At 67.9% G+C, this 16,005-nt stretch carries 15 protein-coding genes; 9 read left to right on the top strand and 6 right to left on the bottom strand.

The features are described from left to right. Positions 1–28 precede the first annotated feature (28 nt). The 3 genes from NL114_RS05145 to NL114_RS05135 are packed head-to-tail and all read left to right on the top strand — an operon-like array spanning position 29 to position 2,687. Positions 29–1,255 carry a DUF7261 family protein gene (locus NL114_RS05145; RefSeq protein ID WP_254823724.1) on the top strand — a complete coding sequence of 409 codons (1,227 nt, stop codon included), beginning with the start codon at positions 29–31 and terminating at the stop codon, positions 1,253–1,255. Positions 1,256–1,276: 21 nt separating this feature from the next. Next, the gene (locus NL114_RS05140) at positions 1,277–1,750 is read left to right on the top strand and encodes a DUF7266 family protein (protein WP_254823723.1); all 474 of its coding nucleotides are present in this window, start codon (positions 1,277–1,279) and stop codon (positions 1,748–1,750) included. Then, positions 1,743–2,687, top strand: a complete 945-nt coding sequence (locus NL114_RS05135) for a DUF7289 family protein (protein ID WP_254823722.1) — start codon at positions 1,743–1,745, stop codon at positions 2,685–2,687. Before NL114_RS05140 ends, NL114_RS05135 begins: the two co-directional genes overlap by 8 nt. A gap of 54 nt (positions 2,688–2,741) precedes the next feature. Here NL114_RS05135 and NL114_RS05130 read toward each other — a convergent pair whose 3' ends face one another. After that, on the bottom strand, positions 2,742–4,415 hold the full coding sequence (locus NL114_RS05130) for a DUF7289 family protein (protein WP_254823721.1): 1,674 nt from the start codon (positions 4,413–4,415) through the stop codon (positions 2,742–2,744). Between the two features lie 407 nt (positions 4,416–4,822). On the opposite strand from NL114_RS05130, the gene NL114_RS21865 reads away from it, so the two are divergent. Continuing rightward, complete coding sequence (locus tag NL114_RS21865) at positions 4,823–4,927, top strand: DUF7989 family protein (RefSeq protein ID WP_491536941.1); 105 nt, start codon at positions 4,823–4,825, stop codon at positions 4,925–4,927. 85 nt (positions 4,928–5,012) lie between these two features. Continuing rightward, the gene (locus NL114_RS05125; RefSeq protein ID WP_254823720.1) at positions 5,013–5,342 is read left to right on the top strand and encodes a hypothetical protein; all 330 of its coding nucleotides are present in this window, start codon (positions 5,013–5,015) and stop codon (positions 5,340–5,342) included. A gap of 187 nt (positions 5,343–5,529) precedes the next feature. On the opposite strand, the gene NL114_RS05120 is transcribed toward NL114_RS05125, so the two are convergent. After that, positions 5,530–5,811, bottom strand: coding sequence for a DUF7322 domain-containing protein (locus NL114_RS05120; RefSeq protein ID WP_254823719.1), 282 nt, complete (start codon positions 5,809–5,811; stop codon positions 5,530–5,532). A 266-nt stretch (positions 5,812–6,077) separates the two neighbouring features. On the opposite strand from NL114_RS05120, the gene NL114_RS05115 reads away from it, so the two are divergent. Next, the gene (locus tag NL114_RS05115) at positions 6,078–8,132 is read left to right on the top strand and encodes a PGF-CTERM sorting domain-containing protein (RefSeq protein ID WP_254823718.1); all 2,055 of its coding nucleotides are present in this window, start codon (positions 6,078–6,080) and stop codon (positions 8,130–8,132) included. A 121-nt stretch (positions 8,133–8,253) separates the two neighbouring features. Beyond that, entirely contained in the window at positions 8,254–8,451 is a 198-nt protein-coding gene (locus NL114_RS05110; protein WP_254823717.1) for a hypothetical protein, read from the top strand. A gap of 79 nt (positions 8,452–8,530) precedes the next feature. Here the strand turns inward: NL114_RS05110 and ilvD are convergent, their stop codons facing one another. After that, the gene (gene ilvD / locus NL114_RS05105; protein WP_254823716.1) at positions 8,531–10,351 is read right to left on the bottom strand and encodes a dihydroxy-acid dehydratase; all 1,821 of its coding nucleotides are present in this window, start codon (positions 10,349–10,351) and stop codon (positions 8,531–8,533) included. A gap of 108 nt (positions 10,352–10,459) precedes the next feature. Between ilvD and NL114_RS05100 the strand changes: the two genes are divergently transcribed. Further along, positions 10,460–11,452 (top strand): beta-ribofuranosylaminobenzene 5'-phosphate synthase family protein, encoded by a 993-nt coding sequence (locus NL114_RS05100; protein ID WP_254823715.1) that lies wholly within the window; start codon positions 10,460–10,462, stop codon positions 11,450–11,452. A 302-nt stretch (positions 11,453–11,754) separates the two neighbouring features. Here NL114_RS05100 and NL114_RS05095 read toward each other — a convergent pair whose 3' ends face one another. After that, complete coding sequence (locus NL114_RS05095) at positions 11,755–13,776, bottom strand: hypothetical protein (RefSeq protein WP_254823714.1); 2,022 nt, start codon at positions 13,774–13,776, stop codon at positions 11,755–11,757. A 238-nt stretch (positions 13,777–14,014) separates the two neighbouring features. Between NL114_RS05095 and NL114_RS05090 the strand changes: the two genes are divergently transcribed. Further along, positions 14,015–14,443, top strand: a complete 429-nt coding sequence (locus NL114_RS05090) for an SCP2 sterol-binding domain-containing protein (protein WP_254823713.1) — start codon at positions 14,015–14,017, stop codon at positions 14,441–14,443. Between the two features lie 65 nt (positions 14,444–14,508). On the opposite strand, the gene NL114_RS05085 is transcribed toward NL114_RS05090, so the two are convergent. Together NL114_RS05085 and pdxS are read right to left on the bottom strand one after the other, a co-directional pair. Beyond that, on the bottom strand, positions 14,509–14,751 hold the full coding sequence (locus NL114_RS05085) for a hypothetical protein (protein ID WP_254823712.1): 243 nt from the start codon (positions 14,749–14,751) through the stop codon (positions 14,509–14,511). A gap of 271 nt (positions 14,752–15,022) precedes the next feature. Next, positions 15,023–15,931, bottom strand: a complete 909-nt coding sequence (pdxS, locus tag NL114_RS05080; protein ID WP_254823711.1) for a pyridoxal 5'-phosphate synthase lyase subunit PdxS — start codon at positions 15,929–15,931, stop codon at positions 15,023–15,025. Positions 15,932–16,005: the final 74 nt, after the last annotated feature.

Raw genomic sequence — 16,005 nt, 5'->3', positions numbered from 1 at the left:
CGAAGTGCAATCTCAGCACGAACCAGCTATGTGGGACGTTCGCGAGCGACGGGAGAACGGGCAGCTCATCCTCGTCGGAGCGCTGTCGCTCGCGATCGTTCTCGTGGGTATCGCACTGGTGCTGAACGCCTCCATCTACGCGGAGAACCTCGCGACCCGCGCGAACCAGCAGGAGAGCGGTCAGATCGTGACGCTGGAACGGGAGGCCGCACAGGGTGCCGGCGTCGCGATGGAACATCTCCATCACGACCTCGACTCGCACACGTCGTATACGGATCTGGAGAGCAACTTCGACGACGCCATCGACAACTGGTCGGACTGGACCGTCCGCGACAGCGCTCGCGAGGGGCAGTACGTGGATGTGAGCGTGGTGGATACCGACCCGTACACGCGTGGGACGCGCATCACGCAGGACGACGGTGGAACGTTCGAGCCGAACGAGTCGGACGCGGTACTGGAAATCGACCTTCTGTCGAGTCTCACCGGCGATCTCGTTGTCGACTACTGGAGTGTTACCCCTGGCTCCTCCAGGGTCCGAGATTTCAGTATGACCGTCGACCACGACCAGCTGGGGAACGAAGGAGGTTCACTGCTGCAACTCGAGGTGGGGGTGGTGGGCGACTACCTAGCGGACCTGCGTCTCGATGGCGGCACGAACCTAGAACTGGTGGACTCCCTGTCGCTCGACGGCGCCCCGTTCACCGCTGTCTACGATGTCGGCGACGACGGCGACATCGACTACTCCTTCGCCATCTATCCGTCAGACGACGACCCGGACGACGTGAGGGTGACGTCTCGGAACTACGACACGGGAGTGACGCGTACCTGCACAATCGAGAATGTCGACAGTACATTCACGGTCGATGTCTCCAACGGGCGGGTAGAAGGTGCCGATGGCGCCTGCAGCGACGTGTTCGCCTTCCAGTCGAGAATCTCGGACCCGTACCAGCTGATTTTCGTCGAGGGCGACCAGATCGGTGGCGACTACGAACTGGTCGTGGACGAACCGACCGACACGTTCGACGACGATTACGACGCTCTGGACCTGCTGGACGTGAGCCTGCTCGGCCTGTCCGACCCCACGTTCGACGACTTCTACCAGTCCCACCCGGACCCATCCGCACACACCTCACCGTACAGCACGGAGAGCCCCTACATCGAGCCGGCCCTCTACGACGCCACCGTCTCGCTGGACTACCAGTCGGACTCCATGAGCTACGAATCGACCGTGACGGTGGCGCCGAACGAGCCGTGAGCGCGGTGGGGGTGGACCACGATGCGTGAGTTCGACGACCGGGCCGTCTCGACGACCGTCGGTTACACCCTCTCGCTCGGCATCTCGGCGCTGCTCATCTCGGGGCTGCTCATCGCCGGCGGCGGGTTCCTGCAGGACCAGCGCGTCACCAGCACCCGCTCGGAGCTGACGGTCATCGGTCACCAGATCGCCGCCGACATCGCCTCGGCGGACCGGCTCGTCGGCACGGACGCGTCGAACATCCGGGTCCAGCGCAACCTCCCGGACCGGGTGACCGGGTCGGCCTACACGGTGGAGGTGGTGACGAGTGGAGAGACGCATCTCCTGTTGACCTCGGCCGAGCCAGAGGTGACGGTCCGCGTCGATGTCCAGACGCAGTTCATCTCGAACGGGCTCGAGGCGACCAGCGTCGACGGGGGTGATATCCAGGTGGCGTTCGAGGAGAACGACCCGGCCGACGATACCGACAACACGCTGGTGGTGAGCAATGTCTGAACGGTTCGGAGCCCGCTGCGAGTCCGGTGCTGCCGGGCGGACCGCCGCCGACCGTGGCGTGAGCGAGGTCATCAGCTTCGCCCTGGTCTTCTCGCTCATCGCCGCGACGGTCGCGCTGGTGTACGTCTCCGGTATCGGCGGGCTGGAGAACACCCGCTCGTCCGAGCAGGTGAACAACGCCGAGCGCGCGTTCGACGTGCTCGCGGACAACATCGGGGACATCCACCGGCAGGCGGCGCCGAGCCGGGCGACCGAGATCAAGGTCTCCGACGCGCAGATGGAGTTCGGCGACCGCGTCCGGGTCAACATCACGATACGGAACAAGATGGGGGGGAACGTCTCCGTCATCGAGTACCAGCCCATCGTCTACTCCGCCGACGGCGGGACCGACCTCGTCTACGCGAACGGGGCGCTGTTCCGGGAGGACCGGAGCGGCACCGTGATGGACAAGAACCCGCCGTTCCTGCTGACGCTCGACGAGGGGCCCGACGACACCGCCGGCACCGCGGACGACGAGAAAACGCTCATCCTGCCCGTCATCGAGACGCGGAACGTGGGTCCGGAGAGCACGGGGAGCCAGCGGACGGTCCTCGTGCGGACCCTGCTGGCCATCCGGGAGGTCACCATCGCCGAGGACGACCCCGGAGATGTCGACACCAGCGTGTTCGCCAATCCCCGCGACGACAACCCTGACGGGACCACCGGCACGGAGTACAACGTCACGGTCCGTATCCAATCCTCGCCGGATCGCAACGAGATTTGGCACGACTACATCGAGGAGCAGGTCGCCGAGGCCGGCGGCAACTTCGATGCACGCGCCGGGTCCTCCAGCGCGTGCGATATCATCGACGTCGGCGGTACCGAGACCGTCGAGTGCAGCCTCGCCGCCGAGAACGTCTACTCCACGGCGACGCGCATCGACGTCATCTACCGATAAGGAAGTGGACGCGGTACATCGTCAGTCCCGCACTCGTGGCTGCCGGCCCCCTGCTCAGTCGATCGTGACCTCGACGTCGTTCTTCGAGATGTGGATGAAGGTGATGAACTCGTCACCCCCGGCGTACTCGATGTTCCCTGCCGAATCGCTCTCCTGGACGGAACTGCCACTCTTGTCGTCGACGACCAGGTCGAACCCCGGCCCCAGCAGCGAGAAGTAGTGGTTGACGAGGCCGTCGGTGGTCTCCTCGCTCGGGTTGGTGTCGTCGCTCGTGTCGGCGTCGTACGTGATGGATTCCCAGCCCACCCCACTGGCGTGCTGGTCGAACGTCGGTGACGCGATCAGGTCCCGGTCGCTCGACCCGCCCACTCCGAAGTGGATCAGGTCGTTGCTGCTGAGCGAGGTGTAGGTGAGGTTGAAGTCGTTCTCGCTGGCATCGCCCGGCTCGCGGGGTTTGCCGTCGTCATCCTCGTCGTCGACGAAGTGCGGGTTGAGGCGGATTTCGTCGTCACCGTCGCCGTCGAGGTCGGAGCACTGCTTGAACGAGTCCATGTTCTCCTGTTTCCAGCCGTGGTAGTCGTCGGTACCCGCCGGGGAGTAGAAGATGACCAGCGTGAACTCCTGGTTCGAACACGAGCCCCCCCCGTCCGACCGGAGGTGCATCTCGAACTCCTTGCCGCCGTCGTCGACGTACATCGACCACTGGAGGTTGTTGAAGCTCGCCTGATCATTCGTGTCGGGGGCGACGGTGATCTCGAAGTCCGTCATCGAGTGGTCGCTGACCCCGGAGACGCCGAGCGAGGAGCCCTCACCGGGCATCGCGAACGTGCCCGTCTGTCCGGTACTGACGAGTTCGACAGCGACGACTTGGCCGTCGTTCCCATCGCCAGCCGGATCGGGGTTCGCGTTGATGAGCGCGCCGCCGGTGTCGCTGGTCTGGATGGCCCCGTCGGTCCGGTCCTCGAAGTACTCGGCCCACGCCTTGTAGTACTCGCTCTCGATGTAGACGACGACCGTTCCGTCCTCGGAGGGATTGACGTAGGCGCCGCCGTCGCCGTCGTCGTCGTCGTCGCCGGGGTTGTCGGCATCGACGAACCCGTCACCGTCACTGTCGGTGTCGGGGTAGCCCGAGTTCCTGTCGGGGAAGATATCGACCGGCTCGCCGGACTGCGAAACCCGGAGGTCGACGGCGCCGCCGCCGCTCTGTACGGAGTTGCTGTCCTGGTTCACGCGGACGATGGGGAAGGTGAGCGTCGAGCCGCGATAGTGGAACTCCGGCGGGGAGACCATCCGGCTCTGACCGTCGCCGGTCTTCTTCCAGACGCCGCCGGACTGGTAGGCGACGGCCGTGTCACCGCGCTCGTAGCTGACGGTCCCCAGTTTCGTCTCGTAGATGACGTGGTCGTTGGGGTCGCCAGGGCCGTTGTTGACCCCGTCGAAGTTCTGGTGGACGACCTGGACGTAGCCGGCGTCCGGGTCGACCTGATAGCTGCCCGCGGTCTGCCCGACGCTGACGGTCTGGGTGTTCGAGTCCCCGAGGGCGACCTGGGAGGTCTTGGAGTCGAACTGCGTCATCGCCTGCTCGGCGGCACCGGTGCCCGACGAGGTCTGGATATCGGTCAGGGCCGTTGCGCCGAGTGCCACCACGGTCACGACCCCGATGAGGGCGATGCCGACGATAAGCGCGAACCCGATCGTCGCCTGCCCTCGCGAGGGTCTTCCGTTCATCGTCCCCGACGAGGGGTCCACGAGGCATAAACTGCGTGGCCATCACGGGTCTCGGCCGGTAGCTGCCGCCACGATGCCCGGTTTCAGCGGATGTGCTGGTCGTGCCCGTCGCGGCTCCGCCGGGCCATCGTAGGCGGTCGCTACTCCATCCAGGAATGGGTCGGTGACGCCTCGCGGCTGGAACGTCACTGGAGGTCACCTGCTGACCATGCCCATTCCCACACTGCCTGAACGCCCGTTCTACATCGACATATGGTATATTCGAAACTGGAATATCGAATATAAGTGTCAGATGTTGTATTGCGTTGGATCATTCTCTCCATTATGGAAATATATGTATAGTATAAGGTGTCATAGGTGGTTCCAGCAAACCCTCAAATAGCTGGCTCGTGCTACTGTGTCTCACAATGAGTGCCAAGAAGCCGACTCTGAAGGACATCAGCCACACACCCCCGACCGGCGAGCCCGTCCGGGTCTGGGAGCGGGGCCGGAAGTCCACCGACGACGAGTAAGCGGCGACCTCCGTTCTCGGCGGCATCTACCACCACGAGCAGCTGCTCCGTGAGCGTTAAGCACCCGCCGGACGCTCCTCCACCGATGGCCGACGACCAGGCGACGCTGGGCACCTTCGCCGACAGCGACGGCGACGAATCGGACGACGAGGGCTCGGCGAGCGATGGCCCTGGCGCCGACCCGGACGGGGACGACGGCCAGTCGGATGGGCGGGACGGGGCGGCGACGGGGACCGACGCGCCGGCTGACGACCTCGTCTGTCCGTGGTGTCTCGCGCCCGCAGCGGCGTTCGTCGAGCGCGGGCTCACGGGGCTGGCCTGCGGCCGCTGCTCGGCGGCGCTCCCGACCGGAGCCGAATGGTTCCGCGACCGCGATGTCGTGGCCCGGCGGCCGATGTACGAGGTCGGGGAGTAGTCACCTTCGGGACCGTTCTCTGGTTCGGAGAACGCCACGAGGGCTCTTATTGCTGGTGTCCGTCCGTGAACGTATGTACCGCGTCCAGAAGGCGCTCCTCTTCGTCCTCTGTCTGCTGGTCGTCGCGCTCGTCGTCTCGGCGGTCGCCGCCACCGGGCTGGGGTTCGCGCCCTGACCGGGACGGTGGTCAGTTCTCCTGCGGTCGGTCCCGTCGTCCGTGCCAGCGGACGATGCCGACCGTCGCCATCAGCGCCGCGATGCCGCCGGCGAACAGTGCGCCGCCCAGCAACCACTGTGCCCGGAACCAGCCCAGCAGGAGCCCCAGACTCGCCGCGAACAGGCCCGCCTGCGCGAGCAGGAGGGCCACGACGAACGCCCGGAACGTCGTTGTCGACAGCGACCCCACCCCTTCGGCCAGCTCCTCGCCCGCGTCGTCATCCTCCCCGGCGACCACCGAGAACGGGTCCATCGGCCGTCGCTAGGGGGGAGCGAGGGATACTCCTTCCGGCGCTCACCGTCCCGGAACCTGGCGACGGCGGTCGGTAGCTGTCGTGTCAGTCGGTTACCTGGCCTCATCGTCATTCCGTCCCACGAACGTTTATGTAGGGACAGCTAGAACCGCAGGACGAACGCGTCCGAAATCGAGGACGCCGGTCCCCGTTCCCTACCCGCGTGACTGCTGTCACGTCTCCGGGGACCTGCCGTGTAACCACGGGGTCGATAGGTGACAATACAATGGATGACGCAACTCCCTCCGCGGGGTACTGGCGACGGGTGGTTGTTGCACTGGTCGCCCTGCTGATGGTCTCGAGTATGGCCATCGGTGCGGGTGCCGGTGCTGCAGTCGCGGCAGCGGACGACCCGGCCCAGCAGTCCCTCCAGGAGGACGACGACAGTACCGGCAATCAGACACTCGACGTCGCCGATGAGGTCTACGTCAAGGAGAACGGCGACGCTATCCTCTACTACGAGGACGAGAGCGAACAGGAGACCGGCACGGAGTCCGAACTGACGAACGGCGAGTACGGGCTCCACGTCGGGCAGGGCATCTTCTACGGGCTCATCGTGAGCGACCTCGAGGAGACGCCGAACGCGACGGGGTCGGCGCAGGCGGTGCTCGAGCCCGGTGCCCTGACCGCCCAGGGTGAGCTGACGACGGTCCGCCCGCAGGCCATCGAGGACCTGAGCCTCACGGTCGACGCCGTCCGGACCCAGGAGAACAACCGCTTCGACGCGGACGGCCGGGTGGCTGTCGCCACGCGGAGCGCCCCGTCGCTGCGGCTCGTCGAGTCCGCCGACACGTCGCTGCAGGCGACGGTCGCGCCGGACTCGTTCGACGCCTCCGGGAGCCTGAACGCCCAGACGTCGACGCAGCTCGGGCAGCCGATGTCGGCCTCCTTCGAGCTGGTCGAGGGTGAGGGCACGTACACGCTGAACGCGGCCCAGAACCAGACCGTCCGCGAGTTCTCGAAGGACCAGTGGGACACCGAGGAGCGCGCCCGGCAGACCATCCGACAGCGCTACGCGAGCGTCGCCGAGCAGCTCGGTGGTAGTGCCACGGTCACGCTGAACTCCTACGCCTTCGCCAACGCCAGTCAGCGTGGCGTCTACCGGCTCGACGTGGACTACACGGTCGAGTACGAGGGCGTCGACGAGGGGCTGGAACGGCAGGCGGCGGCCTACCTCGCCAACTCCGAGCAGTTCAACCTCTCGCGCGAGGCCGCATCGGGCATCGCCGCGAACGTGACGCAGCTGGAGATCGAGCGCATCGCGGCCGACTACCGGATGCAGGCCCAGTCCGTCGAGGGCAGCTTCGACGTCCAGCTCGAGAACTACAACGACGCTCTGCTGGCGGGCATCGAAGCGGCGGCGGCCTACTCGCCGCCGGAGCAGGAGGTTCCCGTCCAGACGGCACAGCTCGAGGACCTCCGCGCACAGATCGAGGCCCAGCAGGCGGCCGACCTGACGCGGACGTACTCGCTGAGTGCCTCGCACTCCCTGGAGTCCAGCTCGCTGGCGGTCATCGAGCTGCAGGCCCAGTCCCGGACGGAGAACTGGCAGGCCTACGTGAGCGAACTCGAGAGTCGAGATATCCCGGTCGCGAACCAGGAGTTCTCGCTGGCCGCCGATACGTCCGGTGACCAGATCGTCGCGAACGGGTCGCTCAGCGTCGAGCAGGAGGACCTCGTCGACACCGCCGTCGACCAGTTCCTCAACGCGACGGAGACCCAGAATGCGACCGACGAGGACACCGAGCAGGCCCGACAGTTCGTCCGCGCCTTCCGCGAGGCTGGCTTCCAGAAGGCCCGAACGGACATCAGCGTCAGCGAGGGGAACGTCACCTTCGAGGCCGGCGCGAAGTTCGAGGACATGGCGGCGTTCCGCGACGTGCTCCAGCAGTCCGGCCGACTCGACCTCTCGGTCAGTCAGGTCGTCGGCCGGTCCAACGAGAGCGGCTCGCTGAACCAGTACGTCTACGTCACGGGTGCAGTCGAGGCCGGCGCCAGTGAGAGCGCCGTCCGAGAGCTCTCCGTGGTCGACGAGGACACCACGGTCCACATGCCCGGTTCGTACGACCGCTCGTTCCCCGAGATGGAGACCGAGCGAGCGTACGACTACCTCGGGCTCGAGGCACCGACGCCGACGCCCACCGCGGGCGGCGGTGACGGCGGCGACGGTGGTGACGGTGGCGACGGCGGCACCTCCAGCGACGGTCAGCCCGGCTTCGGTGCCGTGGCGACTCTCGTCGCGCTCGTCGCGGCGGCACTGCTCGCCCGTCGCCAGCACTGAGCGGCTAACCGATCCTTCTCACTTCTTTCGGGCGCCGAGCCCCGCGTCTGACGTACGTCGTGCGGTGTGGCAACATTTAACGAGGCCGGGGTCGAGGCCCGGTGCAGGGAGTCCGAGACAGATGTCCAGTAGTTCACGGGACGGCGAGGGTGCGGGCGAGATGGAGCGCTATCCGACCGTCGGGCCGGGTGCGGCGGCCTACGAGGGGTACGAGTCCCGGGAGCACGAGGGCGAGGTCCGGATCTACGAGTCCGGACGTGAGGAGTCGGGCGCGTGGCTCGCCTCGACGGTGGCCATCTCGCGGTCGAGCCTGCGGTGAGAAGGAGGACGCGTATCGCGCCGGCGCAGTCGCCGAACCGCCGGATGCAGTCACGTCGCTCCGCTCGCGACGAGGCCGCCTACCGGTCGTCCGACCGCCGGACGCCGTCACTTCGCTCCGCTCGTGACGAGCCCGCGTTCGCGCCGCTCACGCGGACGCCGGGGTTGGTGACGGCACCGTTCGCTGCCGAATCGAAGGCGAAGCCGTACTTCGCGAGGACACCGCTGTCGTAGGCCGGTTCGGGCTGGTCCCAGTCCTCCAGCCGCTGCTCCAGTTCCTCGTCGGTCAGGTCGACCTCGATGGTGCGGTCCGGGATATCGACGGTGACCACGTCCCCGTCCTCCAGCGCGGCGATGGGGCCCCCGACGAACGCCTCCGGGGCGACGTGGCCGATCATCGGGCCGCGGGTTCCGCCGGAGAAGCGGCCGTCCGTCAGCAGCGCCACGTCGTCCTCGTGGCCGGCACCGACGACGGCGGCCGTGACACCGAGCATCTCGCGCATCCCGGGCCCGCCGCGGGGCCCCTCGTTCCGGATGACGATGACATCGCCCGACTCGATGTGGCCCTCCTGGACGTAGCGCATCGCGTCCTCCTCGTCCTCGAAGATGCGGGCGGGCCCCTCGTGGTGGAACTCGTCCTGGCCGGTCGCCTTCAGGACGGCGCCGTCGGGAGCGAGGTTGCCCGTGAGTATCTTGATGGCACCCTCCGGGTACTTGGGGTCGTCGACCGTGTAGAGGAACTCGGCGTCGATCTCCTCGTCGTCGGGCAGGTCCAGCTGCTCGAGTTCCTCGGCGATGGTGCGGCCCGTGACCGTCTGCTGGTCGCCGTGGAACAGGCCCGCGTCGAGCAGACGGCGGACGACCACGGGGACGCCGCCGACCTCGTGGAGGTCGTTCATCACGTGCGTGCCGCCGGGCGAGAGGTCAGCGATCTTCGGCGTCTGCCGGCTGATGCGGTCGAAGTCCTCGATGTCGAGGTCGACGTCGGCCTCGGCAGCCAGTGCGAGCAGGTGGAGGACGGCGTTGGTGGAGCCGCCGATGGCGGTCTGGAGCGCGATGGCGTTCTCGAACGACTCCTTCGTGAGGATGTCGGAGGGGCGGCGGTCCTCCTGCACACACTCCAGAACGAGGTCGCCGGCGCGCTCGGCCACGTCGTAGCGCTCCTGATCCTCGGCCGGGGCCGAGGCCGAACCCAGCGGCGCGAGGCCGAGCGCCTCGCTGATGGAGGCCATCGTGTTGGCGGTGTACATCCCGCCACACGACCCGGCGCCGGGGCAGGCGTGCCGTTCGAGGTCGTCCAGTTCCTCGCCCGACATGTCGCCTTCGGCGTACGCGCCGACCCCCTCGAACACGTTGACGATGGTCACGTCGCGGCCCTCGTGCTGGCCGGGCATGATGGAGCCGCCGTAGAGGAAGACGCTGGGCAGGTCCGTGCGGATGGCAGCCATCATCATCCCGGGGAGGTTCTTGTCACAGCCCGCGACGGTGACGAGGGCGTCCATGCGCTCGCCGAACGAGACGAGTTCGACCGAGTCCGCGATGACCTCGCGGCTGATGAGCGAGGCCTTCATCCCCTCGGTGCCCATCGAGATGGCGTCCGAGATGGTGATGGTCCCGAACTCGATGGGCATCCCGCCGGCGGTGTCGATGCCGTCGACCGCCGACTGCGCCACGTCGTCGAGGTGGACGTTGCAGGGCGTGATGTCGGCGGCCGGGTTGGCGACGCCGACCATCGGGGAGGTGAGGTCCTCGTCGTCGAACCCCATCGCGCGGAACATCGCGCGGTGGGGCGCCCGCTCGGCGCCCTCGGTCACCTCGCGTGACCGCAGGTTCTCCGGTTTCTCGTCGTCGGGGCCGACCGCGTCGTCGTCCTCGGTGCGGCGGGGGCGTTGCTGGCTCATGCCGGTCGATTGTCGCGCACGGGGTTAAGTTCCGCGAGAGGGGGCGAGTTCTGCCCGTACGTCGGACGGTCGAAAGTCGCTTGTCGGCGGGCCGCCCACGCCCGGACGATGCGGGCAACCGTCTCGACCGGCGCACGGCTCCACGTCGGCTTCGGCAACCTCTCGCTGGCGCACGAGCGCCTCTACGGGGGAGTCGGGCTGGCACTCGCGGAGCCGCGGGTTCGGCTCTCGGCGACGCCGGCGGAGACGGTGACCTGTCGTGCGAACGGTGACGGGGTCGATACCGACGAGGTCCGGGCGTACGCGACGACGGCCTGCGAGCTGCTCGACGTTCCCGGTGCCGAACTGGCGGTCGAGGCGACGCTCCCGCGGCACGCGGGCCTCGGAAGCGGGACGGCGACGGCGCTGGCGACGCTGGCAGCCGTCGCGCGGGCGCACGACCGGACGGTGCAGCCCCGGAAGCGGGCGCCGGAACTGGGCCGGGGCGGCCGGTCGGGTGTGGGTGTCGCCGCGTTCGAGCGTGGCGGCTTCGTCGTCGACGCGGGCCATCCGACCGAGCGGTTCACCACCCGGCCGCCCGCGCAGGGCGACTGGACCGTGCCGGCGGTGCTGGCGCGGCACACGCTTCCGACCGAGTGGCGCGTCGTCCTCGCGCTCCCCGACGCCGAACAGGGGCGCCACGGGAGCGACGAGGACGACAGCATGCGTGCGGTCGTGGAGTCGGCGGACCCGTCGGTGGCCGACGACCTCGCGGCGCTGACGGTCCGGCGGCTGCTCCCCGCGGCGGCCGAGGGACGACTGGGGGCCTTCGGCGACGCCATCGCGGAGTTCGGCCGTCTCAACGGGGCCTGGTACGCCGACGAGCAGGGTGGCGTCTACCGACCGCCAGCCGGGCAAGTGGTCGAGGAACTCCGCGAGTCGCCGGCGGTCGCGGGCGTCGGCCAGTCGTCGTGGGGGCCGGCCGTGTACGCGCTCACGGACGCCGACCGGGCCGACGACGCCGACCGGGCGGCCCACGCAGCGCTCGACGCGGTCGGGAGCGATGGCGACGTGCTGGTCACCCGACCGCGGAACGAGGGCGCCGCTATCGAGGTCGAGTAGCGAACAGGCGGTGCGGCCGCAGCGTCGCGTGCTCGTGAGGGCGGGCTCCGAGCACAGTGCGACAGGGTTCCGGACCGGGCACCGCACTGGTCGAACCGGTCGGGAAGTGGCGTTCTCCCCGCCCGGGCCGGCGGTCCGGAGCGACTCGTCAGGGCATGGGGTCGCTGGTCCCGGTCTCGTACTTGAATCTCGTGTCCCCGTGGGATGTCCCGAGACTAGCTCGCCTATTGGTCGAAATGCAGAGATCGGTCTGGACCTTCGGAGGGATACGGAGGGATACGGAATCCGGGTTCGTGCCGGTCTCAGAACTCCAGCATGAGCCCGTAGCCGGCACCGAGGAAGCCGCCGTAGAGGACGAACCCGAGCAGCGTGCCCCCGTCGAGGTTCGGGGCGGGCCCCATCGAGAACGCGGTGAGGTTCTCGACCAGCAGCGGCAGGCCGACCGCGCCGAGGACGACCGCGAGCGCGACACCGTAGGCCAGGCCGACCGCCGTCGCGGTGGTGGTGACCGAGGCCTGCTTGAGTGCGGGCTGGAGGAGCTGGCGCAGGTCACGGTTCCGCGAGGTCGTCATGATGAGGCTGTTGACGTAGTCGTCGAGCTTGTTCCGCAGGAGCGCGACGAACAGGCCGCCCATCACCAGCGAGAGGATGAACCACGCGACCCACGCCATCTCGAAGCTCCCGCCCAGCTTGAACAGCGAGCCGATGTAGCGCATGTACACCGGGCCGCCGAGGTGGTAGATGGTGAGCCCACCGACGAGGCCACCGAACGTGGAGCCGAACAGGTAGGCGCGGGCGCGGCGTGAGCCGACGCCGGCACCGACGGCGTCGAAGTCGGTCTGCGGTTCACCCAGCGGGAGGCTGTCGCGGTAGACGGCGGCGAACACGAAGCCGAACACGACGTACGCGAGCAGTCCCAGACCGACGTACGGCGCGGGATACGGCTGGAGCGGTGTCACGCCATCGATGACCGTGGGCACGAGCGCGGCGCCGGCGACGATGGCGTACACGAGGCCGTAGATGAGGCCCGTGGTGCCGGCATCGAGGCTGCTCGTTCCGGCTTCGAACCGGCGTCCCGGGACCGCCGCGATGATGACCGCGAGCGGCAGGCAGACGATGAACCACGCGAGGAACCCGCGTCCGGTGGACCCCGACCGGAGGATGGTGCCCAACCAGAGGAGATGCGGCAGTGCGAGGACGTAGAGCAGCACGCCGCCGACGGTGCCGCCGGCCAGGAGTCCCTTCAGGGTCGCGGTGCTGCGGATATCGGTGACGAGGTCGATCTCGCGGCGCCGGAGCAGGCCATACGAGGCCGCCGTTCCGAGCCCGAACAGGAAGTAGCCGAAGGCGATGGGGAAGTAGCCGATGGGCACCTGCAGCGGCCAGCCACCGATGGCGCTGACGAGCGCGGGCACGACGAACAGGCCGAAGACGGTCATGCCGATGCCGGCGAAGACGCCGGTCGAGAACGGCGCCTGCTCGGCCCGCACGCCGGCCACACGCGAGATGGTCAACGTCAGCAGCAGGCCGACGAGAAGGAGGAAGATCAGCCCACGCTGTTGCGTGCCACTGGCGATGATGGTGCCGACGAAGCGGAGATGCGGCGGGCGGATGATGATGAGCGCGAGGCCACCCAGGTAGACGCCGGCGAGCGAACTCGCGACGGCCCGGGTCCCGTTCCGGCGGACGTACGCCGGGAGCACCGGCTGCTCCGAGAGGACGCTCGCGTATGTCGTCCCCATCACGAGGCCGAAGACGGCCCAGCCGAGGACGACACCGGTCGGTGCCGGGTCGATACTCGACGGGGTGCTCCCGATGAGCGCCGGCACGACGAAGAGGCTGAACAGGCCGCCGAGGATGCCCCCGAAGGCGAGCCCCGTCGTCGCGCTCCGGCGGACGAACCCGCTGCCACGGCCGACGAACTTCGCGCCGGTGACGGTGTAGAGGCCCGTCAGCGCCAGCGCCACGATGCCGAAGAGGAACATCCCGCGGGTCGGTGACCCGCTCTGGAGGATGGTCCCCATGTACCGGAGGTGGAGCGCCGAGACGAAGTACGTCGTCACGGCCCCTGCCAGCGCGCCGGTCAGTCCGGCGTACGCCGTCGCGCGGCGCTTCCGGTTACCTGTCGCACTCTGCGTCCCGCTGCTCATGGCCATTCCGGACCCCGCCGTCAGGACTCCCTCCATCCCGTCGGGTGCGGAGACGACGCCCGTTGCCACCAGCACGGCCAGCGCTCCCGCGAGGAGGCCCCCGAGGAGCGCGAGCACCACCCGGCCGTCCGCTCCGCGCCCGGGATTCCCACCGACCCCGGCGCGGCCAAACACGTTGCTGTGCGTCACTGTCTGTCTACAAGCGTTTGTAAACCCAACCTAATAAAGCGTTGCGGGGGTGCTCTCCGGCGGTTTATACCGGCTACTCCGCCGGTTTCCGGCGATTCCGACCGACCCGACCTGCCCTGCTCGAACCGCCCGCTGCGCGCGCTCGGTCCGACTCCGAATTAAATGATGCGTCGTATGAAGGGCCGAACCTTTAATCACGGACCACGCGTGCGGTCCGTCGAACATGACGGAGGAGCTCGATTTCCCCAGCGAGGAGTGGATGAAGGAGTACAAGGAGCGCGTCAACGCCAGCGAGAGCTACGCCGAGACGGGCGCGGGGTGGGGTGTCGACTTCAACGGCGACTTCCTCTACGTCATCGAGGCCGACGACCGCCTGCCCGAGACGCGGTACTTCTTCATCGGGCTGGAGGACGGTGAGGCCACCGGGGCGATGGAGGTCGACGACCCCGACGAGGTCGACGCCGGGTTCGTGCTCCGGGGCGCCTACTCGGACTGGATCGACCTCAACAACGGTGATATCGGCGCCGTCGACGGGATGATGTCCGGCGTCTTCGAGCTGGAGGGCGACATGCAGAAGGTGATGCAGTACACCGAGGCCGCGGTCGACCTGACGGATATATCGAGTTCGATTCCGACGAACTATCGACACTGAAACGAGCATCTTTCCGCCTCGGGTGTCCTCGCTTGCCAGCGCCTTCGGCGCGCGTATGCGAGACGCTATGCGACCTCCCGGACCTCTATTCCGGTCGCCCGAACGTACACCCGCAGCTGTGTGGACCGATATGGCGCGTACCCGTAGCTTTCCTCCTGTCCAGCGTCCGTGCTGAAATCGTAGGCGTAGAGCTGGTCGCGTAGTTCCGGAATCGTATCCTCTACCGCGTGTTCCCTCTCGGAGCGGGGTGCCAGCTCGTACGAGCGTTCCATGACCGACTCTCCCGATTCCTCGTCGGTGACGGACATCCGAAGGGTGACCTCCGCGTTCGTCTCGTTAGAGAATCGGAAGTCCTCCCGACGTTCCGAGTCGGGGCGTCCGGTCTCCGTGGGTGGGGACCCTCCAGTGGAGGTGCATCCGGCGCTGAGAACACCGATGCCTCCGGCACCGGCAGTCAGGAGGAGTCGCCGACGAGGTATCGGAGACACGTCTGGCGGCATGAACGTCCGCAGTAAACGTCTTGTGGGGTTCGTCGCCCGGGCTGCCAGTACTACCGTGGAGGGACGATGCCGGTGTCGGTCACACGCCGCGGCCCTGCAGCTTCTCCTCCTCGGGCATGTCGACGTTGGAATCGCCCTTCATGCCCTTGCCGACGTTGGTGGCGATCTCGGCGAGGCGCTCGGGGTCGTCCCAGTTGTTGACGGCCTCGACGACCGCCCGGCCCATCGCCTCGGGGTTCTCGGCGCCGAAGATGCCCGAGCCGACGAAGATGCCGTCGCAGCCGTGGTGCATCATCAGCGCGGCGTCGGCGGGCGTGGCGATGCCGCCGGCCGCGAAGTTGACGACCGGGAGCCGACCCATCTCGGCGGTCTGGTGGACGAGGTCGGCGGGCGCCTCGTGCTCGCGGGCCCACTTCTCGCGCTCCTCCTTCGTCGTGCCCTCCAGTTCGCGGATGGCGGACTTGATGGCGCGCTGGTGGGTGACGGCCTGGTTGACGTCGCCGGTGCCGGCCTCGCCCTTCGTGCGGATCATCGCGGCGCCCTCGTCGATGCGGCGCAGCGCCTCCTGCAGGTTCCTGGCGCCACAGACGAACGGGGCCGTGAACTCCTCCTTCTCGATGTGGTACTCGTTGTCCGCCGGGGTGAGCACCTCGGACTCGTCGACCATGTCGGCGCCGGCGGCCTCGAGGATCTCGGCCTCCTTCGTGTGGCCGATACGGGCCTTGCCCATGACCGGGATGGAGACCTCGTCGATGATCTCCGTCAGGCTGGCGGGGTCGGCCATCCGCGCGACGCCGCCGCGCTTGCGGATGTCGGCGGGCACCGCCTCGAGGTTCATGACGGCGACTGCGCCCACGTCCTCGGCGATGCGGGCCTGCTCGCGGTTGACGACGTCCATGATGACACCGCCCTTCTGCATCTTCGCGAACCCGCGCTTGACGAGTTCCGTGCCGCGTTCGAGTTCCTCGAGATCGGTGGCCTCGCTCATGGGAAAACGTTGGGTCCGGACCCACTTAACGCGTGTCTTTGCGTGGGGATAGCTGCCGTGGCGGCCGGAGCGGG

The sequence above is a fragment of the Haloglomus halophilum genome (genome assembly GCF_024298885.1).
In the GTDB taxonomy this organism is placed as follows: domain Archaea; phylum Halobacteriota; class Halobacteria; order Halobacteriales; family Haloarculaceae; genus Haloglomus; species Haloglomus halophilum.
This window is presented reverse-complemented; position numbering and strand designations above follow the sequence as displayed.